This window comes from Amycolatopsis roodepoortensis, from assembly GCF_014873915.1.
Lineage (GTDB): Bacteria > Actinomycetota > Actinomycetes > Mycobacteriales > Pseudonocardiaceae > Amycolatopsis > Amycolatopsis roodepoortensis.
In genome coordinates this window covers 366,140-388,378 of the sequence record NZ_JADBEJ010000005.1, presented here as the reverse complement: position 1 = coordinate 388,378, position 22,239 = coordinate 366,140, and the positions used below count along the sequence as shown (strand labels likewise).

The 22,239-nt window shown below is 69.2% G+C and carries 21 protein-coding genes; 14 read left to right on the top strand and 7 right to left on the bottom strand.

Annotation, left to right across the window (positions count from 1 at the left end; all coding sequences use genetic code 11):
• The first annotated feature begins 3 nt into the window (after positions 1-3).
• Positions 4-2,883, top strand: coding sequence for an aminomethyl-transferring glycine dehydrogenase (gene gcvP / locus H4W30_RS21330; RefSeq protein WP_192744474.1), 2,880 nt, complete (start codon positions 4-6; stop codon positions 2,881-2,883).
• Between the two features lie 4 nt (positions 2,884-2,887).
• Here gcvP and H4W30_RS21325 read toward each other — a convergent pair whose 3' ends face one another.
• On the bottom strand, positions 2,888-3,250 hold the full coding sequence (locus H4W30_RS21325) for a nuclear transport factor 2 family protein (protein ID WP_192744473.1): 363 nt from the start codon (positions 3,248-3,250) through the stop codon (positions 2,888-2,890).
• Between the two features lie 116 nt (positions 3,251-3,366).
• Here H4W30_RS21325 and H4W30_RS21320 point away from each other — a divergent pair, with 116 nt between their 5' ends.
• Complete coding sequence (locus H4W30_RS21320; RefSeq protein ID WP_185927032.1) at positions 3,367-4,185, top strand: helix-turn-helix domain-containing protein; 819 nt, start codon at positions 3,367-3,369, stop codon at positions 4,183-4,185.
• A gap of 48 nt (positions 4,186-4,233) precedes the next feature.
• Positions 4,234-5,058 carry an aldo/keto reductase gene (locus tag H4W30_RS21315; RefSeq protein ID WP_192744472.1) on the top strand — a complete coding sequence of 275 codons (825 nt, stop codon included), beginning with the start codon at positions 4,234-4,236 and terminating at the stop codon, positions 5,056-5,058.
• 574 nt (positions 5,059-5,632) lie between these two features.
• On the opposite strand, the gene H4W30_RS21310 is transcribed toward H4W30_RS21315, so the two are convergent.
• From H4W30_RS21310 to H4W30_RS21290, 5 genes are all read right to left on the bottom strand, one after another.
• Positions 5,633-6,319, bottom strand: a complete 687-nt coding sequence (locus H4W30_RS21310; protein WP_225949805.1) for a hypothetical protein — start codon at positions 6,317-6,319, stop codon at positions 5,633-5,635.
• A 93-nt stretch (positions 6,320-6,412) separates the two neighbouring features.
• Positions 6,413-7,324, bottom strand: coding sequence for a 3-methyladenine DNA glycosylase (locus H4W30_RS21305; RefSeq protein WP_192744471.1), 912 nt, complete (start codon positions 7,322-7,324; stop codon positions 6,413-6,415).
• Positions 7,321-8,364: a hemolysin family protein gene (locus tag H4W30_RS21300; protein ID WP_192744470.1), complete on the bottom strand. Its 1,044-nt coding sequence runs from the start codon at positions 8,362-8,364 to the stop codon at positions 7,321-7,323. The genes H4W30_RS21305 and H4W30_RS21300 overlap by 4 nt, the downstream gene beginning before the upstream one ends.
• Positions 8,361-9,707 carry a hemolysin family protein gene (locus H4W30_RS21295; protein WP_192744469.1) on the bottom strand — a complete coding sequence of 449 codons (1,347 nt, stop codon included), beginning with the start codon at positions 9,705-9,707 and terminating at the stop codon, positions 8,361-8,363. The genes H4W30_RS21300 and H4W30_RS21295 overlap by 4 nt, the downstream gene beginning before the upstream one ends.
• A 158-nt stretch (positions 9,708-9,865) precedes the next feature.
• Positions 9,866-10,462, bottom strand: coding sequence for a TetR/AcrR family transcriptional regulator (locus H4W30_RS21290; RefSeq protein ID WP_005150059.1), 597 nt, complete (start codon positions 10,460-10,462; stop codon positions 9,866-9,868).
• 202 nt (positions 10,463-10,664) lie between these two features.
• Between H4W30_RS21290 and H4W30_RS21285 the strand changes: the two genes are divergently transcribed.
• The 5 genes from H4W30_RS21285 (at position 10,665) to pip (ending at position 14,886) form a co-directional block, all read left to right on the top strand.
• Positions 10,665-11,063: a hypothetical protein gene (locus tag H4W30_RS21285; RefSeq protein ID WP_192744468.1), complete on the top strand. Its 399-nt coding sequence runs from the start codon at positions 10,665-10,667 to the stop codon at positions 11,061-11,063.
• A gap of 2 nt (positions 11,064-11,065) precedes the next feature.
• A complete protein-coding gene (locus H4W30_RS21280; protein ID WP_192744467.1) occupies positions 11,066-11,692 on the top strand; it encodes a DUF3558 domain-containing protein in 627 nt (208 codons plus the stop codon).
• Entirely contained in the window at positions 11,689-13,035 is a 1,347-nt protein-coding gene (locus H4W30_RS21275) for a WXG100 family type VII secretion target (RefSeq protein WP_192744466.1), read from the top strand. The genes H4W30_RS21280 and H4W30_RS21275 overlap by 4 nt, the downstream gene beginning before the upstream one ends.
• Positions 13,036-13,059: 24 nt before the next feature.
• Positions 13,060-13,791 carry an ESX secretion-associated protein EspG gene (locus tag H4W30_RS21270; RefSeq protein WP_192746742.1) on the top strand — a complete coding sequence of 244 codons (732 nt, stop codon included), beginning with the start codon at positions 13,060-13,062 and terminating at the stop codon, positions 13,789-13,791.
• Positions 13,792-13,938: 147 nt separating this feature from the next.
• On the top strand, positions 13,939-14,886 hold the full coding sequence (gene pip, locus H4W30_RS21265) for a prolyl aminopeptidase (RefSeq protein WP_192744465.1): 948 nt from the start codon (positions 13,939-13,941) through the stop codon (positions 14,884-14,886).
• Between the two features lie 71 nt (positions 14,887-14,957).
• On the opposite strand, the gene H4W30_RS21260 is transcribed toward pip, so the two are convergent.
• A complete protein-coding gene (locus H4W30_RS21260; RefSeq protein WP_192744464.1) occupies positions 14,958-16,145 on the bottom strand; it encodes a Glu/Leu/Phe/Val family dehydrogenase in 1,188 nt (395 codons plus the stop codon).
• Positions 16,146-16,306: 161 nt separating this feature from the next.
• On the opposite strand from H4W30_RS21260, the gene H4W30_RS21255 reads away from it, so the two are divergent.
• The 6 genes from H4W30_RS21255 to H4W30_RS21230 all read left to right on the top strand — a co-directional run bounded on the left by H4W30_RS21255 (position 16,307) and on the right by H4W30_RS21230 (position 22,182).
• Positions 16,307-17,245: a LysR family transcriptional regulator gene (locus tag H4W30_RS21255; protein WP_192744463.1), complete on the top strand. Its 939-nt coding sequence runs from the start codon at positions 16,307-16,309 to the stop codon at positions 17,243-17,245.
• Between the two features lie 115 nt (positions 17,246-17,360).
• Positions 17,361-18,623 (top strand): glutamate-cysteine ligase family protein, encoded by a 1,263-nt coding sequence (locus H4W30_RS21250; RefSeq protein ID WP_192744462.1) that lies wholly within the window; start codon positions 17,361-17,363, stop codon positions 18,621-18,623.
• Complete coding sequence (gene egtB, locus H4W30_RS21245) at positions 18,620-19,969, top strand: ergothioneine biosynthesis protein EgtB (protein ID WP_192744461.1); 1,350 nt, start codon at positions 18,620-18,622, stop codon at positions 19,967-19,969. The genes H4W30_RS21250 and egtB overlap by 4 nt, the downstream gene beginning before the upstream one ends.
• Before the next feature lie 5 nt (positions 19,970-19,974).
• The gene (gene egtC, locus H4W30_RS21240) at positions 19,975-20,739 is read left to right on the top strand and encodes an ergothioneine biosynthesis protein EgtC (protein ID WP_192744460.1); all 765 of its coding nucleotides are present in this window, start codon (positions 19,975-19,977) and stop codon (positions 20,737-20,739) included.
• Positions 20,736-21,713 carry an L-histidine N(alpha)-methyltransferase gene (egtD, locus tag H4W30_RS21235; RefSeq protein WP_192744459.1) on the top strand — a complete coding sequence of 326 codons (978 nt, stop codon included), beginning with the start codon at positions 20,736-20,738 and terminating at the stop codon, positions 21,711-21,713. Before egtC ends, egtD begins: the two co-directional genes overlap by 4 nt.
• Positions 21,714-21,759: 46 nt before the next feature.
• A complete protein-coding gene (locus tag H4W30_RS21230) occupies positions 21,760-22,182 on the top strand; it encodes a nitroreductase family deazaflavin-dependent oxidoreductase (RefSeq protein WP_192746741.1) in 423 nt (140 codons plus the stop codon).
• Positions 22,183-22,239 lie beyond the last annotated feature (57 nt).

Sequence of the window (22,239 nt, the reverse complement as noted above, 5' to 3'; positions counted from 1 at the left end):
CCGATGGAGCCCGTTTCACTGGCCGCTCTCGAATCCGGAACCCCCTTCGCGGACCGGCACATCGGTCCCGGCACCGAAGAGCTCGCGCGCATCCTCGACGTCGTCGGCGTCACCTCCTTGGACGAACTCGCCGAGCGGGCCGTCCCCGCGTCGCTGCGGAAGTCCGCGGCACCGCTGGAGCTGCCGCCGCCCGCCACCGAGACCCGCGCGCTCGCCGAGCTCCGCGCACTGGCCGCGCGCAACCGGCCGATGGTCCAGATGATCGGCCTCGGCTATCACGACACCGTGACCCCGCCGGTGATCCGCCGGAACGTGCTGGAGAGCCCGGCCTGGTACACCGCGTACACGCCGTATCAGCCGGAGATCTCGCAAGGCCGCCTCGAAGCGCTGCTGAACTTCCAGACCATGGTGTCCGATCTGACCGGCCTGCCGATCGCCAACGCGTCGATGCTGGACGAGGCGACCGCGGCGGCCGAGGCGATGACGCTGGTCCGCCGGGCGGGCAAGGCGAAGTCGAACCGGTTCGTGGTCGACGAGGACACCCTTCCGCAGACGATCGAGGTCCTGCGCACCCGCGCCGAACCGCTCGGCATCGAGCTGGTGACCGCGGATCTGTCCCAGGGCATCACCGGGCTCGGGCTCGGCGGCGACTTCTTCGGCGTGCTGCTGTCGTATCCGGGCGCGTCGGGAGCCGTCCGCGAATGGGACCACACCATCTCCGAGGCCAAGGCACTGGGCGCGGCGGTGGTGATGGCCGCGGATCCGCTGGCGCTGACCCTGTTGCGCCCGCCCGGTGAGCTCGGCGCCGACGTCGCGATCGGGTCGACGCAGCGGTTCGGCGTCCCGATGGGCTTCGGCGGGCCGCACGCGGCGTACCTCGCCGTCCGGCAGGGGCTGGAACGGCAGCTACCCGGACGGCTGGTCGGGGTGTCGAAGGACGCCGACGGCGCGCCCGCGTACCGGCTCGCGCTCCAGACCCGCGAGCAGCACATCCGCCGCGAGAAGGCGACGAGCAACATCTGCACCGCCCAGGTGCTGCTGGCGGTGATCGCGTCGATGTACGCGGTGTACCACGGTCCCGAAGGCCTGCGCGCCATCGCGAACCGCGCGCACCGGATGGCCACCGTGCTCGCGGCGGGCCTCGCCGAGAGCGGTGTGGACGTCGTGCACTGCGAGTTCTTCGACACCGTGACGGTTTCCGTCCCGGGGCGTGCGGCGGGGATCGTCGGCACGGCCAGGGAGCTCGGGGTCAACCTGCGGCTCGTGGACGCCGACCACGTCGCCGTCGCGTGCGACGAGACGACGACCCGTGAGCATCTTTCCTTGGTGTGGAAGGCGTTCGGGGTCGCGGTGTCCGATGTGGACTCGCTCGACGCGGACACCGCGGACGGCTTCCCGCCGGATCTGCGCCGCACCAGCGACTACCTGACGCATCCGGTCTTCCACGCGCATCGCTCGGAGACGGCGCTGCTCCGGTACCTGAGGTCGTTGTCCGACAAGGACATCGCGCTCGACCGGAGCATGATCCCGCTCGGCTCCTGCACGATGAAGCTGAACGCCACGGCCGAGATGGAGCCGATCACCTGGCCCGAGTTCGCCGGACTGCACCCGTTCGCGCCCGCCGAGGACGCTGCCGGGCTGCTCACCGTGGTCAAGGATCTGGAGCGGTGGCTCGCCGGCATCACCGGCTACGACGCGGTCTCCCTGCAGCCGAACGCCGGAAGCCAGGGCGAGTTCGCCGGGCTGCTGGCGATTCGCGCGTACCACCGCGAGCGCGGGAACGCGGCACGTGACGTCTGCCTGATCCCGTCCAGCGCCCACGGGACGAACGCGGCCAGCGCGGTCATGGCCGGGATGCGGGTGGTCGTCGTGAAATGCGACGACGAGGGCAACATCGACCTCGGCCACCTCCGGTCCACTGTGGACGGGCACGCGGACGACCTCGCCGCGATCATGATCACCTACCCGTCGACGCACGGCGTCTACGAGGACACCGTCCGCGAGGTCTGCGCGCTGGTGCACGACGCGGGCGGCCAGGTGTACGTCGACGGCGCGAACCTGAACGCGCTGATCGGGGTGGCGCAGTACGGCAAGTTCGGCGCCGACGTCTCCCATCTGAACCTGCACAAGACCTTCTGCATCCCGCACGGTGGCGGGGGCCCGGGGATCGGCCCGATCGGCGTCCGAGCACACCTGGCGCCGTACCTGCCGAACCACCCGCTGCAGCCGGACGCCGGCCCGGCCACCGGCGTGGGCCCGATCAGCGCCGCGCCGTGGGGGAGCGCGTCGATCCTGCCGATCTCGTGGGCCTACGTCCGGATGATGGGCGCCGACGGCCTGCGGCGGGCGACGCTGACCGCGGTCGCGAACGCCAACTACGTTGCGAAACGTCTCGCCGCGCACTATCCGGTGCTGTATTCCGGGCATGAGGGGCTCGTGGCGCACGAGTGCATCCTCGACCTCCGCGCGCTCACCAAACGGACCGGCGTCACCGTCGACGACGTGGCCAAGCGGCTGGCCGACTACGGGCTCCACGCACCGACGATGTCCTTCCCGGTCGCGGGCACGCTCATGGTCGAGCCCACCGAGAGCGAGGACCTCGGCGAACTCGACCGGTTCTGCGACGCGATGATCGCGATCCGCGACGAGATCGAGAAGGTCGCCGCGGGGGAGTGGCCGGTGGCCGAGAGCCCGCTGCGCAACGCCCCGCACACCGCGCGCTGCCTCGCGGGCGAGTGGGATCGGCCGTACAGCAGGGAGATCGCGGTCTTCCCGGCCGGGTTCACCGCGTCGAAGATCTGGTCTCCGGTGCGGCGGATCGACGGGGCCGCGGGCGACCGCAACCTCGTCTGCTCCTGCCCGCCACCGGAGGCCTTCGCCTGAGGGGTCAGCCGGGCATCTTGTCGAGAAAGCCCAGCACCTGCTTGATCCGTCCGTCCTCGACGGTGATGACGTCGAACCCGATCGCCAGCGGCTCTTCCGCGCCGTCGGGGCCGAGGTACCACTGGAACCGCGCGATGTCGTGGTGCGCGTCGGGCGCCGCGGGCAGGCTGAACTTCAGCCCCGCGAACTGGGCCTGGGCGCCGGCGATGAAGCCGTCGACGCCGTCATGGCCGGTGACCGCGCCGAGCGGGTCGGTGTAGGCGGCGTCCTCGGTGAACACTTCGGCGATGAGCGCGCGGCGCTTGTCCGCGTCGGTCTCGTTCCACACGGCGATGTACTGCTCGGCGACGCGCTGGATGTCCGACATGGTGTGTCTCCTCGTTTCGTTCGGGGTTGTTCGATGCCGCAACAATGTCGGCCGGGGGTGGGTCCCGTCGATTACGCGGGAGGTAATGGCGGCTCCGCGCGCGGGTCCGTAGGTTCGTGATCGTGACGACCACAGTGACCGCGGGCCGCCCTGTCGGCGAGCTCCTCCGCGAATGGCGTGACCGCCGCCGGATCAGCCAGCTGGACCTCGCCATCTCGGCGGATATCTCCACCCGGCATCTGAGCTTCGTGGAGACCGGCCGGTCCAAGCCCAGCCGCGACATGGTGCTGCGGCTCGGCGAGCACCTGGAGGTGCCTTTGAGGGAACGCAATCAGCTGTTGCTGGCGGCGGGTTACGCGCCCGCGTACGCCGAAAGCGGCCTCGGCGCCCCGGAGATGGCGGCGGTCCGCAAGGCGGTCCGGCAGCTGATGACCAGCCACGAGCCGTACCCGGCCGCCGTCGCCGACCGCTGGTGGAACCTGGTCGACGCCAACGCGAGCATCTCGATCATGACCGGCCTGGTCTCGCCGGCCTTGATGACGCCGCCGGTCAACGTCCTGCGGGTGACGCTGCATCCGGAGGGGATGGCGCCGCACGTGCTGAACCTGGGGGAGTGGCGCGCCCATCTGCTCGGCAGGCTGCGGCGGCAGGTGACCCAGACGGCCGACCCGGCGCTGACCGAACTCCTGGAGGAACTGCTCTCCTATCCGTGCGCGGACCCCGTTCCCGAAGTGGAGGTCCCCGGGCCGGGTGACATCTTCGTTCCGTTGAAGCTTCGGCACGAGGACGCCGAGCTCACCTTCTTCAGCACGGTCTCCACCTTCGGGACGCCGTTGGACGTCACGGTCGCCGAGCTGGTGATCGAGTCCTTCTTCCCGGCGGACGCGGACACGGCGGAATATCTGCGCGCGTACGCGGCGCGCGGGGTGGAATGATGCCGGGCAAGAAGTCCCGCCACAGACTCCAGTGAGGATTCCTCTTCCATGGCCGTGCCTTCCGTCGTCCTGAACAACGAGGTAGCCATCCCCCAACTCGGTTTCGGCGTCTGGCAGGTCCCCGCGGGTGACACGGCCAAGGTCGTCCGGACCGCCATCGAGGCCGGGTACCGCAGCATCGACACCGCCGCGTCATACGGGAACGAAGCCGGTGTCGGCGAGGCGATCCGTTCGGCGGGAGTACCCCGCGACGAACTGTTCATCACCACGAAGCTCCCGAATCCGGGCCACGGCTACGACGAGGCGCTCCGGGCGTTCGACGCGAGCCTCGCGGAACTCGGCCTGGACCGTGTGGACCTGTACCTGATCCATTGGCCGACACCCGCCCGCGGGAAGTACGTCGAAACCTGGCGTGCGCTGGAAAAGCTCTACGCGGACGGCCGGGCGCGCGCCATCGGGGTCTCGAACTTCCACGTCCCGCATCTGCGGCGGCTGTTCGACGAGACCGGCATCGTGCCCGCGGTCAACCAGGTCGAGCTGCACCCGCGGCTGCAGCAGAAGGCACTGCGCGAGTTCCACGCCGAGCACGGCGTCGTCACCGAGGCGTGGAGCCCGCTCGCGCAGGGATCGCTGCTCTCGGACCCGACACTGACCGCCCTCGCCGCCAAGTACGGCAAGAGTCCGGCACAGCTGGTGCTGCGCTGGCATCTGCAGCTCGGCGCGGTCGCGATCCCGAAATCCGTGACGCCGTCCCGGATTCGCGAGAACTTCGACGTATTCGACTTCGAACTGGCCGAGGACGATCTCGCGGCCCTCGCGGAGTTCGACGACGGGACGCGCACCGGGCCGGACCCGGACACCTTCGGCTCGTGAGTGGTAAGGACGGTTCTAACCGTCCTTACCACTCACGATTACCTGGGCCGAACGGCGGCTTCGCGTGATTGACCGGACGGCACGTGTGATCCGGCGGACGACACACGGGACCGGATGAACGACACGGCCGTGGCGAAGCCTTCACCGTGAGCCGTCCGTCCAGACACGTGTGTCGTCCATCCAGTCACGCAAGACCCTCAGTAGGTACCAGGACACGGTTGGCTCTAACCGTCCATACCACTCACGAGACCCGGGAGTGGGCGGGCGGCTCCGTCAGCTTCCGATGGCCCGGCGTCGAACTCCCATGTCGTGAAGGGCCCCTTTGAGACCTTGATCGTCTCAAAGGGGCCCTTCACGACATTCCCACGACCGAACTTTGGTGAGCATGCGACATCGTTGCGGCGGGCGAGGTCGCCGAGTCCCGGGCGGATGAGGGGAACTCCAGGAGACCCTGGGTCAGTCCGTCACGGACTTGCGATGCGGGGTTACCGCCGTGGCACCGCTCACGAGGGTCGAGGTACGGGAAAGGCCCCTTCCCGAGCGGCGAAGGGGCCTTTCCCGCGGTTCGAGGGGCTCAGGTGGCCTTGATACCCGCGGCGGCGAAGTCGGCCTGCTGGGCCGGCTGCTGCAGGTACTGACGGAAGGTCTGAGCGGCGCGCATCTGGACCTCGTCGATGCTCTTGCCGGCGAGGCCGACGAGCGGGTAGTCGGCCGAACGCGCCGTCGCGACCGACTGGGCGGGCGACCCGACCAGTGCGGGTTTGGCGGTGTTCAGCTCGGTCACCCAGTAGGTGGATTCTGGGATCCAGGCGGCGGGGAGGCCGCCGATGGAGTCGAGGTTGGTCCGGCCGACGAGGCCGTCGAGCACGGAAGCGGAGGACAGCGCGTCGACCTGGATGACCACACAGTGGTCGCGGACCACGGTCGCGGCGTTGTTCCACCGCTCGGCCGCCGCTCGCACGGGCTTTTCGATGCTGGGGGTGACGATGATCCGCATCGGGGTGTCGCCGGCGCTGCACGCCTTGGCCTGGGCTTCGGCACGGGTGTTGAGCTCGCCGTCGGCCCAGTTCCAGCCGAACACGCCGATCGCGACCAGGACCAAGAGGACCAGGCAGGCGATCGGCCACTTGGCGATCCGGCGCCGCGGGGCCTTCTTCCCGACGATCCGGTGTGAACCGGTCGCCTCACCGCGGCCCTGAGGCCGCTTCGGCGGGTCGAGGGGATGCGGCACCGGCTCCTCGGCCACGCTGTGTCGCCCCATCGTTGTCCTTTCGAAACGTGCGCGCTCGCGCTGCGTATGCAATCAAACCGTTATCACTCTAACAGGGGAGGATGTTACGGGGAATGCGACGACTCACAGTTGTTTTCCGCGTGTCGCGGGCACCTTCTTTAACTCGGCGAGGAGCCGTTGGCAATGCGCTATCAGGTGCTCACGCAGCGGCGCGGCCCGGCGGGCGAACGCGGCCTGCGCGCGGGCGTACTCGGCACGGCCTTCGGGGCTCTCGATCCGCACGGGTGAGTATCCGAACTCCGCCAGATCGTAGGGGCTGGCCCGCATGTCCAGTTCCCGGATGTCCGCCGCCAGCTCGAAGCAGTCCCCGACCAGCTCGGCGGGCACGAACGGATCGAGTTTGTACGCCCACTTGAAGAGATCCATGTTGGCGTGCAGGCAGCCCGGCTGCTCGAACTCGGTCTGGTTCTCCCGTGCCGGCCGCAGCGTGTTGCGAGGCCGGGCGGGCTCGGTGAAGAACCGGAACGCGTCGTAATGCCCGCACCGGATCTCGAGCGATTCGACCACGCCGTCGGTTCCGGCCGAACCGAGCCGGAGCGGAAGTTGTGAGTGACGAACCTCATCCGCCGATTCCCGGTAAACCATTGCCCATTCATGCAACCCGAAACAACTGAGTCTCGGAGAGCGGGACGCGGTCGCGGAAAGCAGTCCGAGGACGAATTCCGCGGTCTTGGCCCGGCCCTCGGTGAAGCCCGCCGGATCGAGCATGACGCCCTCCGGGGTCTCCAGGTAACCCTTCCGCTCCAGGAACCGCCGGGCGGCCGCGCCTTCGAGCACGACCCCCGGACCCGGTTGCCAGCGTTCGAGATGCCCTGGCCGGTGCGAGTAGTAGGTGAAGAGGAAGTCGAGCACCGGATGCTTTTCGCCCCGTGAACGGCGGAGCTGGTGCGGTGTCGTCCAGCGCCGCATCCGCGTGACGTGCTCGTCCTCCCGAGCCCGCCAGACGGGCTCGGGAAGGACGATCGGGCCGGTCATGCCCTGACGTGGGTACCGTCGCGGACAGTCCCCACGTATTCCTCGACGAGGTCCTCCAGCGCGACGACGCCGACCGCCGCCCCCGCCGGGCTCAGCGCCCGCGCCAGGTGGCTGCCTTCCTTGCGCATCGCCGACAACGCCTCGTCGAGCCGGGCGTCGGCGTGCAGTTCGGTGAGCGCGCGTGTCTTGTCCGGCGGCACCACGGTGGTCGGGTCCTCGCCCACGAGGTCGAGGATGTCCTTGACGTGGATGTAGCCGGTCAGCGTCCCGTCGTCGGTGCACACCGGGAAACGGGAGAACCCGGTCGAGGACACCGCACGCTCGACGTCGCCCAACGTGGGCGAGCAGGGCAGCGTGGTCAGCTGGGCCGTCGGGACCAGCACGTCGGCCACCGTCTTCTCCACCGAGGACAGCGTCTTGCTCAGCCGCTGATGCTCGGAATGCTCCAGCAGCCCCTCGCGCCGCGACTCACTGAGCAGCTCCGCGAGCTCGTCGGAGGTGTAGGCGGTTTCGAGTTCGTCCTTCGGTTCGACCTTGAACACCCGCAGCAGGGAGTTCGCCACGAAGTTCAGCAACCAGATGAACGGATTGGCGAGCTTCACCCAGGCCACGTGCACCGGGACCAGCCACAGCGCCAGCCGTTCCGGCTCGGCGATCGCGAGGTTCTTCGGCACCATCTCGCCGATGAGGACGTGCAGGATGGTGATGAACGCCAGCGCGATCGCGAACGAGATCGGGTGCAGCAGGACGTCGGGAATCCCGAACAGCTCGAAGAATCCGGCCAGCTGGTGCGCGACGGCCGGCTCCCCGAGCCGTCCCAGCAGCAGCGAGCAGATGGTGATGCCGAGCTGCGCGCCCGCGAGCATCAGCGAGACGTTCTTGCTCGCGTTGATGACGATCCGGGCGCGGGTCTTTCCCTGCTCCAGCAAGGCTTCCAGCCGGTCGCGGCGCGAGGAGATGAGCGCGAACTCGGCGCCGACGAAGAACGCGTTGGCCAGCAGCAGGACCACGACGAGGAAGATGTTGAACCAGTCGTTCATCGGGCGGGCTCCTGCTCGGCGGACGTGGCGGTCTCGCTGACCCGCCGGACCTCGACCTCGGCGATGCGGAGCCGGTCCATCTTGGTCACCGTGAGCCGCCACGCGTCGAGATCGGTGGCGTCACCGGGGGAGGGGATCCGGCCGAGCCGTTCGAGGATCAGCCCGGCGATGGTCTCGTAGTCGCCGTCGGGCATCCGGAACCCGGTCTCGTCGGTGACCTCGTCGGCGCGAAGCTGCCCGGACACGAGCCAGTTGTCGGCGCCGACCTGCTGGGAGGAGGGCGCTTCCCGCTCGTCGTGCTCATCGCGGACGTCGCCGATGATCTCTTCGACAACGTCCTCCAGGGTCACGAGGCCCGCGGTGCCGCCGTACTCGTCGACGACGATCGCGAGCTGGAACCGGGAATCGCGCAGCCGGTTGAGCAGCGAGTCGCCCGGGAGCGATTCGGGCACCGTCGGGATCGGCCGCATGACCGAGCCGATCCGTACCGCGGCGCGCTGGGCGGCCGGGACGGTGAAGGCCTGCTTGATGTGCACCGCGCCCTGCACGTCGTCGAGATCCTCGGTGTAGACCGGGAAGCGCGAGAAGCCGGTGCGGCGGGAGATCTCGATGAGGTCGGAGATCGTGTCGTCGACGGTCAGCGATTCGAGCTGGACGCGGGGCGTCATCAGCTCGTCGGCCGTCCGCTCGCCGAAGCGCAGCGACTTGTCCAACAGCTCGGCCGTGGACGTGTCGAGCGTGCCGCTTTCCGCGCTGGACCGCACGATCGAGCCGAGTTCCTGCGGCGACCTGGCCGACCGCAGTTCCTCCTGCGGCTCGACGCCGAACTTGCGGACGAGGAAGTTGGCGCTGTTGTTCATCAGGGTGATGAGCCAGCGGAACAGCGACGAGAACCGTGAGTGGTACCCCGCGACGGCGCGCGCGGTCTGCAGCGGCCGGGCGATCGCGAGGTTCTTCGGCATCATCTCGCCGAGGATCATCGACAGCGACGTGGCCAGGATCAGCGCGACCGCGAGCGACACCCCGTTCGCCACGCCCTCGGAGAACCCGACGGCGGTGAACAGCGGGTGGAGCAGGTCACCGATCACCGGCTCCGCGAGATAACCGGTGATCAGGGTGGTGATGGTGATCGCCACCTGCGCGCCGGACAGCTGGAACGAGAGCGTGCGGTGCGCCTTCTGCACGGTGTGCGCGCGTTTGTCGCCGACCTGGCGGACGTTCGCGTCGACCGTGCTGCGCTCGAGCGCGGTGAGGGAGAACTCGGCGGCGACGGCGAGGCCGGTGCCGACGGTCAGCAGGAGGAACAGGAGAATGCCGAGAACGGCGAGCAGGACTTCCATCATTCCCTGCCGGCGGGGTCGGCGGGAAGTGTCACGGAACAGCCGGGTTCGCCACCCGGCTCGATACTGTCACCAGGTGACTGCGCGTCGCGCACGAAAAGAGTCACTCCTCGATCGGAAACCAACAGATACCGCCGCTGTACTGCGACGATGGGACAATCTTAACGCGTTCCCCCGGCCGCGTGGGCCCGGTGCCGCCGCACGCTCTCCTCGACCAGGTCGAGGACGGGGCCGAGATCGTCACCCGGCTGGCCCATCGCCAGGTGCGAGACGAGACCTTCGAGGACGAGCTCCAGATACGCGGTCAGGACATCGACGTCGACGTCGTCTCGCAGGATCCCGGCGTCACGCTGACGCAGCAGACGGCGGCGGGTCGCGGCGGTCAGCTGATGGGACCGCTCGGCCCAGCGGGCGCGGAACTCGGGGTCCGTGCGCAACCGCCGGGAGACCTCCAGCCGCGTGCCGAGCCAGTCGGCGGGATGCTCGCTGCGGTTCGACAGCAACTCGCGCATCACCTGGACGAGACCCTGCTCGGCGACGATGTCGGCCATGCGCACCGCGTCGTCCTCGGCCAAGGCCAGGAAGAGGGACTCCTTGTCCCGGAAATGGTGGAAGATCGCGCCACGGGAGAGGCCGGTGGCTTCCTCCAGCCGCCGGACGGTGGCACCCTCGTAGCCATAGCGTGCGAAGCACACGCGGGAGCCGTCGAGGATCTGGCGCCGGCGTGCGTCGAGGTGATCCTGGCTGACCCGTGGCATCCTGGAATCCTGTCACCGAGGACCCGCTCAATGCAATCCGTACGTACGTACTGTGACCGGTTCGCGGGATGATCGGCCGTCGCGGGAACCGAACGGCTTCGCGACACGTCGGACTACTCGGCCGGATCGGCTGACACGCCGTCCGCCGCTTGGCTACGCTTTGTCCGTCACGGTGCGTGAATGCTGAGGGGAAGGTGCGGGCGTGAACATCATCGGCGACGCCGCGAGCGCGATCAAGGCCGTCTGGGGTGACCTGACCACGCCGAAGGAGCCGACCGTTTACGGCGGTGGCGGCGGTGGCGGCGGCGGGTTCGAGATGAGCCCCGAGGAGCTGAAGACCGTCATCGGGCTGTGGGAAGACGAGCTGGAAAAGGTCGTGAAGGACGGCGACGAGATCCGCCGGATCTCGGAGGACCTGATGCCGCCTGGAAAGGACGAAGCCAGCTCGAGTTACGTCGATTCCGGGATCACCTCCTTGATCGCCCTGCAGAACCAGAACGACTCGATGAAGGACTACATCGAGGGGTACATCAAGAAACTCGAGCTCGCTCGCACGAAGACGATGGCCACCGATCAGGCCAACACCCTGCGCACGACCTGAGGATGCCGAACGTGTTGAGAAATCGTGCCGCCGCGGTGGCGCTCTTGTTCGTTTCCGCCGTGGTCGCAGGGTGCACGGGGGAGACTCCAGGTACACCGAGCCCCACCCAGGGAACAGCACCGTCATCGGCTCCCTCGGCCGCGCCGGAAGACCCGAACGTCCCGAAGGTGACGAATCCCCTGGACGCCTCGGCGTTCGTCGGTGACGCGTGCAAGCTGCTCCCGGCAGGCGCGGCTGCGGAACTGGGGTTCACCGAGCCCGGAGAAGCGAAGAACGACACCAGTAACCCCGCTTGCAGCTGGGGAATCCGGGGCAAGGCCGAAAGTCTGCAGATCATCCTCGGCAGTGGCAACCGCGAAAAGGGCATGGGTGGCCTGACAGGCCTGCACAAGGCCAAGGAAGCCGGGCAACTGAAGTTCCTGGAGCCCGGCCCCGACGTCGACGGCTATCCGACCGTCTATTACGGACTGCAGGACCGGCGAGCGCGTGGCAACTGCGACCTTTCGGTCGGCGTCGCCGACGACCTGGCGATCAGCGCCCAAGCCGAGGGCTACGAGAACGAGCAGGATTCCTGTGGGACCGCGCAGAAGGTCGCGTCGGCCCTGATCAAGACACTCAAGGGGGCATGAGGGTGGACGGCAAACAGATCTTCGAGAACTTCACCCAGGGCGATACCCGCAACCTGCGTTCGGCGGCCGATCGCATCGCGAAACTCTCGGAGGCCTACGTCGAGCGTGGGAGGGCTATCAAGTCCCTGCAGACGCGGATGACCTCCTCCTGGACGGGCTCCGCCGCCGACGCGGCGAACGCCGGCGCGGGCCCGCTCGAGCAGGCCTTCAAGGAGACCGCCGATCCGCTGTTCCAGACCAGGGATTCGGTGACGACCCAGGCCGACAGCTTCGACGACTCGGGGTCGTCGGTCGTGCCAGTGCCGCCGAAGCCGGACAAGCCCAACCCCTGGACCACCGGCCTGAAGGGCGCCATTCCCATCGCCGGGCCGTTCATGGTCAACAACGACATCAAGAACTACCAAGAGGGCGTCGCGAAGCACGAGGCGGCGAACCAGAACAACGTCCGGGTGATGGACCAGTACGACTCGGTCACCAGCAGCACGAGCTCCAGCCTGCCGACCGATTACGGCGTCCTGAAGAACGACGGCGCGAACGTCAGCGTCAAGACCCCCGGCGGTACGCCCCCGATCGTGATCCCGCCGTACCCCCCGGTGAAGCCCGGCAGGAACGGCGGCGGTGACGACAACGACGGCACCGACACCAGCGGCACGGACGACAACGGCACCAATCAGAACCAGAACAGGCCGGGCGGCGACCAGAACCAGAACAGGCCGGGCACCAACGAGGACCGTCCGGTGCCGCCGAGGGACAGGCCCGACGGCAACATCACGACGCCGACGCGGAAGCCGCCGGGTACCGGCGACGACGACACCACGCGCCCGACCGGCGGCGGCAAGGGCAAGCCCGGACCGACGACCGACATCCCGGGCCGGGTCCCCGGACGCGGACCCGGTGACTCGGACAACGTCATCGGTCTCCCGAACGGGCCGGGCCAGAACTACAACCCCGGCGGCAACACCGGGCAGAACCCGCCCGGCGGAACCAGCGGACGCAACGTCCCCGGGCCCAACAGCGCGGCGGGCAGGCTTCTCGGCGGCGAGGGTGGCACCGGCGGCCGCGCGGGCGGTCCCGGTGGGCCCGGTTCCGGTGGTCTGGGTGCCGGCCGGGGTTCCGGCATGGGCGGGCTCGGCGGCCTGGGTGGCGGAGACCTGGCCGGTGGGCGTGGTGGCGCCGCCGGTCGTGGTGGCGCGGGCGCGATGGGCCCGATGGGCGCCGGCGGCAGGCGTGCCGACGGTGACGATGACGACGAGCACCAGCGTCCCGACTACCTGATCGAGGCCGACCCCGACGCGATCTTCGGCACCGACCAGCGGACCAGTCCGCCGGTCATCGGCGAGTAGCGGATGACCGTCAGAACGGGCCGGGTGGACGTCCCGGTCGAAGCCTTGGCGGCGCTCGCCGAACGCGAACGCGTCGGCGACCTGCACATCACGCTGCGACCCGAACCGCGCTGGCTGTCCAGGACGGCCCGCGCGGAGGCGGACAAGCGAGTGGAAGCGGCGTTGGCGCAGGCCGGGCTGCTGGATTCGAGCGGCCGTGCGTCGGTCGACTTCCTGGACTGGCTTCCGGTGCTCACGAAACCGGCCATCGAGTACTACGGCTGGGTGAACACCGGAGGCCAGACCTACGGCGTCCTCGCCGCCTCGCTCGGCCTGCAGGCGGTGCTGGCCGTGGCGTCGGGTGACTGGGTCGGACTGCAGGAGATCGATCGGCGGCGGCTGCCGGAAACGCTGATCGAACAGCTGCCGCCCGTTCCGGCGGGCGGCGGCAGGCTTCGCACGGTCCGCGCGTACGAGCTCGAAGAGGCGGCACGGCGCGGCCCGGACACGCATTCGCTGCCGCCGGTGATCGCGGACATCGTCAGCCTCGTGCAGCGGCCGGTCGAGGGGAGCGGCGAGCTCTACGTCGGCAAGCGGGACGAGATCGGCAGGCATGTGGCCGTCGAGGATCCGTTGCACTTCGCCGACACGGACTGGGGCCGGTACCTCAGCTACACGACCGGGCACGGCAACGACGCGGTGGTCCACATCGGGCCCGCGGGCCCGGCGGAGCTGGCCGACGCGCTCCGGCACGTCTCCGGGACTCTGCCAGGCTAGCCAGAGGCAAGTACGTGAAGGCCCCCTTCACTGCGCTGGACGCAGTGAAGGGGGCCTTCACGTACTTAAAGCACGCGCGCCGGGAGATCCGTCCCGGCTATTGTGACAGCGCTGTTGTATTTCGCGCGGGTCTGGGAGGACGAGAACGTGACACGGTTGTATCCGGAAATCGAACCGTACGACCACGGGATGCTCGACGTCGGCGACGGGCACCTCGTGTACTGGGAGGTCTGCGGGAATCCCGAGGGCAAGCCCGCCGTCACGCTGCACGGCGGCCCGGGGACGGGGTGCAGCACCGGTCTGCGCCGGTACTTCGACCCGGCCAAGTACCGTGTCGTGCTCTTCGACCAGCGCGGCTGCGGCCGGAGCACGCCGCACGCGGGCGAGCCCGAGGCCGACCTCTCCGCCAACACCACCGACCACCTGCTCGCCGACATGGAGCTGCTTCGCGAGCATCTGGGCATCGAGAAGTGGCTGCTCTTCGGCGGATCCTGGGGTTCGGTGCTCGCGCTGGTCTACGCCCAGCGGTATCCGGACCGGGTCTCGGAGATGGTCCTGATGGGCTTGGCCACCGGCCGCCGGAGCGAGACCGACCTGCTCACCCGCGGCCTCGGCGGTGTCTTCCCCGAAGCGTGGGCGAAGTTCCGCGACGGCGTTCCCGAACAGGATCGCGACGGCGATCTGGCGGCGGCCTATCTGAAGTTGCTGATGGACCCGGATCCGGCGGTGCACGAGAAGGCAGCGGCGGATTGGTGCGCCTGGGAGGACGCGATCGTCCCGACCTCCCCGCCCTACAAGAGCTTCGAGACGCCGGAGTTCCGGCTCGCCTTCGCCAGGCTGGTGACGCACTACTGGAGCCATGGATCCTTTTTGGACGACGGCGTGGTCCTGCGGGAGGCCGGGAAGCTGGCCCACATCCCGGCCGTGCTCGCCGAAGGAAGCCTCGACCTCGGCAACCTCATCGGCACGCCGTGGGAACTCGCCCACGCGTGGCCTGGCAGCGAACTGGTGATCATCGACGAGGTCGGCCACAGCACCCAGGACGAGCCGATGCGCGAAGTCCTCATCGGCGCGACGGACCGCTTCGCCTCCTGAGCGGCGGATCGCGCGTGAAGGTCCCCTTCCCTCGGCTGAGCCGAGGGAAGGGGGCCTTCACGCGCATGACGTCAGGGGATGACCAGGACGGGAGCGGTCGCAGGAGTGGTGGCGTCCGAACGGGTGGTTTCGGCCAGCCGCAGGCCGGTGGTGCGCGGGGCGATCCGGTCGAGATTCCACGAGCTCAGCAGCAGCGCCACCTTCGCCCGCATCTCGGTCCGCAGGCGCAGGAACGAATCGGCCGGATCGGCGCCGACCTCGCCGAGCAGGAGCCACCACGCCCAGGCGGCCGCGCCCGCGTTCGCGACGAAGTCCGGGATCACCGGGATGCCGCGAGCCGCCAGTCCGGCTTCGGCGTCGGGAGTGGTCGCCGCGTTGGCGGCTTCGATGACGACCTTCGCCTTGACCGCGCCTTGGTTCCCGGCGCGCAGCGCGTAGGAGATCGCCGCCGGGACGAGGATGTCGGCGTCCGTCGCCACGATCTCGTCGCGCGGAAGCAGCCGGACGCCGGCGGGAAGGCGGCTGCGGTCGATCTCGCCATAAGAGTCTCGCAGCTCCAGCAGCGCCGGGATGTCGAGGCCTTCGGGCCGGTACAGCGTCCCGGCCGCGTCGGCGACCGCGACCACCTTCATCCCGGCTTCGTGCAGGTACCAGGCCGCGCCGCCGCCCATGGTGCCGATGCCCTGGACGGCGACCGTGGTGTTCTCGGCGGCCCATTCCCACGCGTCCGCGACGCCGAGGCAGGCTTGCGCGACGCCGTAACCGCCGATCACGTCACCGAGCAGGAGGCCGCCGGGGACCGGTGTGCTCAACCCGGCCTGCACGCGGCGAAGGGTGTGCGCCGGATCGGCCGAACGGCGGATCGCCGCGTGGTACGACTGCTCGAGCCCGAGCTTCGCGAACACCTCGTCGATCAGGTGCTGGGGTACGCCGAGATCCTCGGCGGTCACCCAGTGGTTGTCGATCCACGGCCGCAGGAACGCGCAGAACCGTTCCAGCACACCGAAAGCGCGCTCGTCCTTCGGATCGAAGTCGATCCCGCCCTTGGCCCCGCCGACCGGCAGGCCGAAGGTCGCGGTCTTGTTCGCCATCCCCCTCGCCAGGTCCTCGACCTCCGACATCGTGCAGCCCGCGCGCATCCGGGTCCCGCCGGTCGCGATACCGGAGACCAGGCTGTGCACTACGAGGTAGCCGGTGGCACCGGTGACGGGGTCGGTCCAGATGAGCCTCATCAGCGGTTCGGCGTTCCTCGCGGCCATGCGGCCACCTCCTTCGGGATTCGGGGTCGTCCTGCGCCACTTCCGAGGGTGCGCCCTGCCTGCCGCGGGCGTCCATTTACCGAATCTGAACGATGTCGTGCAGAGAAACTGGTGTAACGCGCCATCGGGCGTCGGTGACCGCGCCCGATTACGTTGGGGTCATGGAGCTTTCGTTGCACCGCCTGAGGATGCTCCGCGAGCTGAGCCGTCGTGGCACCGTCACGGCGGCCGCCGCTTCGCTGCACTACACCGCTTCGGCGGTGTCGCAGCAGCTGGCGCAGCTGGAGCGGGACGTGGGCGCGAAGCTGTTCGAACGCTTCGGCAGGCGTGTTCAGCTGACCGAACTGGGGCTGTTGCTCACCGAGCACGCCGAGGAGATCCTGGGTTCCGTCGAGCGGGCGACACTGGCCTTGGAAGAGGCGCAGGAGACCGTTTCAGTGCGGCTCATGGCCGGGGTGTGGGCGTCGGTCGCTTCGGGACTGCTTCCGCACGCGCTGACCGCGCTGGCGGGTGCGCATCCGGGGATCCAGGTCCGGACCCGCGAGCTGGCACCCGAGGACACCGCCGACGCCGTCCGCGACGGTGAACTGGACCTGTCGTTCGTGATCGACTACTCCGACGCGCCGATGCCGTGGGACGCCGGTCTGGAACGCGCGGTGATCGCGGTCGAACGGCTGCACGCCGCGGTGCCCGCCGGCGCCGTCCCCGCGGGGAGCGCGTCGCTGCTCGAACTGGCCGAGCACCCGTGGATCCTCGCCAGCCCGAAGAGCCATTTCGGCCGCGCGGTGCGCACGGCGTGTCTCCGTCACGGGTTCGAGCCGAAGATCAACCACGAGGTCGAGGAGCAGTCGACGGCCATGGCCATGGTCCGGGCGGGGCTCGGAGTGACCCTCGTTTCGGATCTCGGACTCGGCCTCCGGCCGCCGGGGATCGACGTCGTCGCGTTGACCACACCGTTGCTCCGGACGGTTTCGATCGCCTACCGGACCACCTCGTCGCGGCGACCGGCGCTGCAGCTGGTGATCGAGGCGGTCCGCGACGCGGCGGCCGCGCTGGGACTGGGCACGGAGCCCGCTTTGCCCGGAATCGCCCGGTCCTGAGAGGTGGTCGGGGGATCCTGCCCCGCGAGAACCGGCCTGAATTTGTCGGACCCCGCGTGTAGCGTCCGAAGTCAAGGTATCTCAGTTATCGGACAACCGACTGGACGGCGGAAAGATGACTACTGTTCATGATTTCCCCGAGAAGTCCGGGAGCGCGTCGAACGCGACGGCGAAGGTCCTTTCGGACCGCGCCGAGGGCGAGGCGTATGTGGCTTCCGTGTGCTTCAAGCACGGGCCACCGAGACTTCTCGGCGTAGAGCTGGAATTCACCGTGCACTACGCCGACGAGCCCGCCCGGCCTCTCGACCCCGACGATCTCGCCACCGCGCTCGGCCCGCACACCCCGCGGACGTTGCGCCCCGACAGCCCCGCCCTCCCGCTTCCGGCAGGCTCGCCGCTGAGCCTCGAGCCCGGATGTCAGGTGGAGATCTCCGCGCAACCACAGACCACGCTGCGCCACCTGGACGCCGTCGTCTCGGCCGATCTGGCCCACCTCGAAAACCTTCTCGCCACGCGAGGCCTGTACCTGGGTGATTCCGGGATAGACAGGTATCGGCCCCCCGCCCGCAAACTGGGCACACCGCGCTACGCCGCGATGGAACGCCGCTTCGCCCCCATGGGTGCTGGGGGCGCGACCATGATGTGCAGTACCGCCGGCCTTCAGGTCTGTGTGGACACCGGCGAGGCCGGCGACCTGGCCGACCGCTGGGCCGCCGTCCACGCGCTCGGCCCGCCGTTGCTGGCCACCTTCGCCAATTCCCGCGTCCACGCCGGACACGACACCGGGCACGCGTCCGCGCGCTGGCTGGCCGTGATGGAAACGGAAAAGGTCCGCACCCGGTCGGCGGAGCCGACCCGGGATCCGGCGGGTGAATGGGCGCGCCGGATCCTGGACACGCCGTTGATGGTGCTGCCCGGTGGTGACGGCCGCTGGGACGCGCCCGATTCCCTGACCTTCGCCGATTGGATCGACGGGCGGGGTGAGGGCGCCGGGCTCGGCAGGCCGACCGAGGAAGACCTGGCCTATCACCTGACGACCTTCTTCACCCCGGTCCGGCCACAGGGGTATCTGGAGATCCGGTATCTGGACGCCCAGCCCGCCGCCAGGTGGCTGCATCCGGTGGCCCTGCTGGCCGCACTGCTCGCGCGACCGTCCACAGTGGACAAGGTGCTCGAACTGTGCGAACCGGTCGCGGGCGGATGGGAGCGCGCGGCCCGGCGCGGTCTGGCCGACCCGGCGATCGCCACCGTCGCGAGCAAGGTGGTGGACCTCGGCTGTGCCGAACTCGGCACCACCGGTCTGCCGCCGGAGACCATCACGGAGATCAGCGAGGGCGTGCAGTCCCTCTTGCGCGGTTCGAGGAGCCACCAGTCATGAGCGTGGAAAGCACCGAGACCAACCCGCTTCGCGCGCTGAGCCCGCAAGACCTGCGGGCGCACGCGGCCGAGGCGCTCACCAGGGCCCGCGAGCGCAGCGTCGCGCTGACGGACGTGGACGACGAAGACCTGGTCCGCCAGCATTCGAAACTGATGTCACCGCTGGTCTGGGACCTCGCGCACATCGGCAGCCAGGAGGAGCTCTGGCTGGTGCGCGACGTGGGCGGCCGGGAGGCGCTCCGGCCCGACATCGACGACATCTACGACGCGTTCCAGCACGCCCGCGCGGATCGTCCGGCCCTGCCGCTGCTGGGCCCGGAGGAGGCGCGCAAGTACGTCCGCGAGGTCAGGGAGAAGTCCTTCGACATCCTGGAAACCGTTCCGCTGCAAGGCAGGCGGCTCACCGAGGACGCCTTCGCCTTCGGCATGATCACGCAGCACGAGCAGCAGCACGACGAGACGATGCTGGCCACCCACCAGCTCCGCAAGGGCGATCCGGTACTGCACGCGCCCGCGCCTCCGCCGTCGCGGTCCGGGCCGCTGCCCTCGGAGGTGTTCGTACCCGGCGGGGTCTTCACCATGGGTACCTCCGCCGAGCCGTGGGCGCTGGACAACGAGCGTCCGGCGCACGAGGTCGCGGTGGAGGCGTTCTTCATCGACACCACACCGGTCACCTGTGGGGCGTATGCCGAGTTCCTCGACTCCGGGGGCTACGAAGACCCGAAGTGGTGGAGCGAGCGTGGCTGGGCGTACCGGAGCGAGCACGGCATCCAGGCGCCGCGCTTCTGGAAACGAGAGCAGGACGGCTGGTGGCGGACGCGGTTCGGCGTGTACGAGAAGGTGCCCGCCGCGGAACCCGTCGTCCACGTCTCCTTCCACGAGGCCGAGGCGTACGCCGCCTGGGCGGGGCGTCGCCTGCCGACCGAACCGGAATGGGAGAAGGCCGCCCGGTTCGACCCGGCGACCGGCCGGTCGCGCCGGTTCCCTTGGGGCGACGAGGAACCGACTCCCGATCACGCGAACCTCGGGCAGCGGCATCTGCGGCCCGCGGAGGCCGGCGCGTACCCGGCGGGTGTCTCACCGCTGGGCGTGCACCAGCTGATCGGCGACGTCTGGGAGTGGACCAGCAGTGGCTTCGAGGCGTATCCGGGATTCGCCGCGTTCCCGTACAAGGAGTACTCGGAGGTCTTCTTCGGCGGGGACTACCGGATCCTGCGCGGTGGCTCGTTCGGGACGGACGCGGCGGCCATCCGCGGCACGTTCCGCAACTGGGATCACCCGATCCGGCGGCAGATCTTCTCCGGGTTCCGCTGCGCCCGGGACGCCCGGCCGAGCGAGGTGGCCTGAGGGGCATGTGCCGTCACCTCGCGTATCTCGGCGAGCCGCGTTCGCCCGCCGAGATGCTCTTTCACGCCCCTCATTCGCTGCTCGTGCAGTCCTACGCCCCCCGTGACATGCGGGGCGGCGGCTCGGTCAACGCCGACGGGTACGGCCTCGGCTGGTACGCCGACGGCGCGGAACCGCTCCGCCTGCGCAGGTCCGCTCCCTTGTGGACGGACGGAGATCTGCCGGCGCTGGCCGGATCGGTCCGGTCGCACGCCTTCCTGGCGGCGGTCCGGAACGGTACGACGGCGATGCCCGTGGTCGAGGCGGCGAACGCGCCGTTCACCGGCGGCGGCTACCTCTTCAGCCACAACGGGCTGATCCGGGGCTGGCCGGAGTCGATGGCCGAGCTCGCCGCGAAGCTGCCGATCACCCGGCTGCTGACACTGGAGGCGACCACGGATTCGGTACTGCTGTGGGCGTTGCTGCGTGAGCGGCTGGAGGCGGGCGAAGACCCGCTCGCGGCCGTCACGTGGCTCACCGGAGTGGTCGAGGAGGCCGGGCCGGGTTCGCGGCTCAATTTCCTGCTGACCGACGGCCGGACGCTGGTCGGTACCGCGTGGACGCATTCGCTGTCCTACCGGGACACCGGAGGTGGTGTGCTCGTCGCGTCGGAACCGTGCGACGACGATCCCGGCTGGACTCCCGTCCCTGACCGCCACGCCGTCCGCGTCACCGGCGCGGGCGTGGAAATCCTTCCCCTCGAAGCCGATCGGAGCCCTGAGGCACGATGACCGAAGTCGACCTCGACGTACACCACAGCGAATCGGACATCACCGAGCAACTGCGCGCGGACGTCCGCGCCGGCCTGGAGGCGGACCAGAAGTGGTTGCCGCCCAAATGGTTCTACGACGCGCGCGGCAGCGAACTGTTCGAGAAGATCACCGCCCTCCCCGAGTACTACCCGACCAGGAGCGAGCGGGAGGTCCTCGCCGCGCGTGGCGGCGAGATAGCCGAAAGCTCGGACGCGCACACCCTCGTCGAACTCGGTTCCGGATCGAGCGAGAAGACGAGGCTGCTGCTCGACGCGCTCACGAGCCATGGCACGTTGAAGGAATTCGTTCCGCTCGACGTCTCGGAAACCGCGCTCGCCGAGGCCGCGGAAGCCATCACGGCCGACTACCCGTCCCTTGAAGTCCGTGGCGTGGTCGGCGACTTCACCCGGCATCTCGACCTGTTGCCGGGTGACCGTCCGCGGCTGGTGGTCTTCCTCGGCGGCACGATCGGCAATTTCCTTCCCGCCGACCGCGCCACCTTCCTGCGCTCGGTCCGTGAGGTGCTCGACGAAGGGGAGTGGTTCCTGCTCGGGACGGACCTGGTGAAGGACCGGGAGACCCTGGAGCGTGCGTACGACGACGCGGCCGGCGTGACCGCCGAGTTCAACCGCAACATGCTCCACGTGATCAACAACGGCCTCGGCGCGAACTTCGACCCGGCCGCGTTCGACCACGTCTCGTATTGGGACGAGAAGAACGAATGGATCGAAATGCGCCTGCGTGCGCGCGAGCCGCTGACCGTCGACATCCCGGGCGCCGACCTGCGGGTGAAGTTCGCCGAGGGGGAGTACGTGCGCACCGAGATCTCCGCGAAGTTCCGGCGGGAGGGAATCGCCGCGGAACTGGCCGAAGCCGGTTTCTCCGTGGAGAAATGGTGGACGGACTCGGAATCGCGGTTCGGGGTGAGCCTGGCAAGATCTGTCCGTGCCTAACCCTCTCACGTCGCTCGCCCGCGTCCTCGGCACCAAACCGTGGCTGATGGGGCTCGCGGGCGGGATCATCTGGGTGGACAAGAGACTCCACCGGCTGTTCAAGGGGAAGGTGAGCCTGGTCGCGCTGGCCGGGCTACCTTCCCTGCGCCTGACCACGACCGGCCGCAAGAGTGGGCTGCCCCGTAGTACCAACCTCCTGTACTTCCCGCACGACGGAGACTTCGTGCTCGTCGGCTCCAATTGGGGGAGGCCCAACGATCCGGCGTGGACACACAACCTGCGGTCGAATCCCGGCGCGGTCGTCGCGCTGGCGGGCAAGGAGATCCCGGTCAGGGCCAGGGAACTGCGCGGAGACGAGTACGAAGCGATGTGGAAGCTGCTGCTGGAGTTCTGGCCCGGTTACTCCATGGAGGAGCAAGCCGCTCGCCGTGTGTTACCGATTTTCGAGTTGAAGACAACCACTCGATAGGTTCGTACCATCCTTTCGGCCGGTGACTGGGTTACCGGCCTGTGCGAGGCTCCTTGG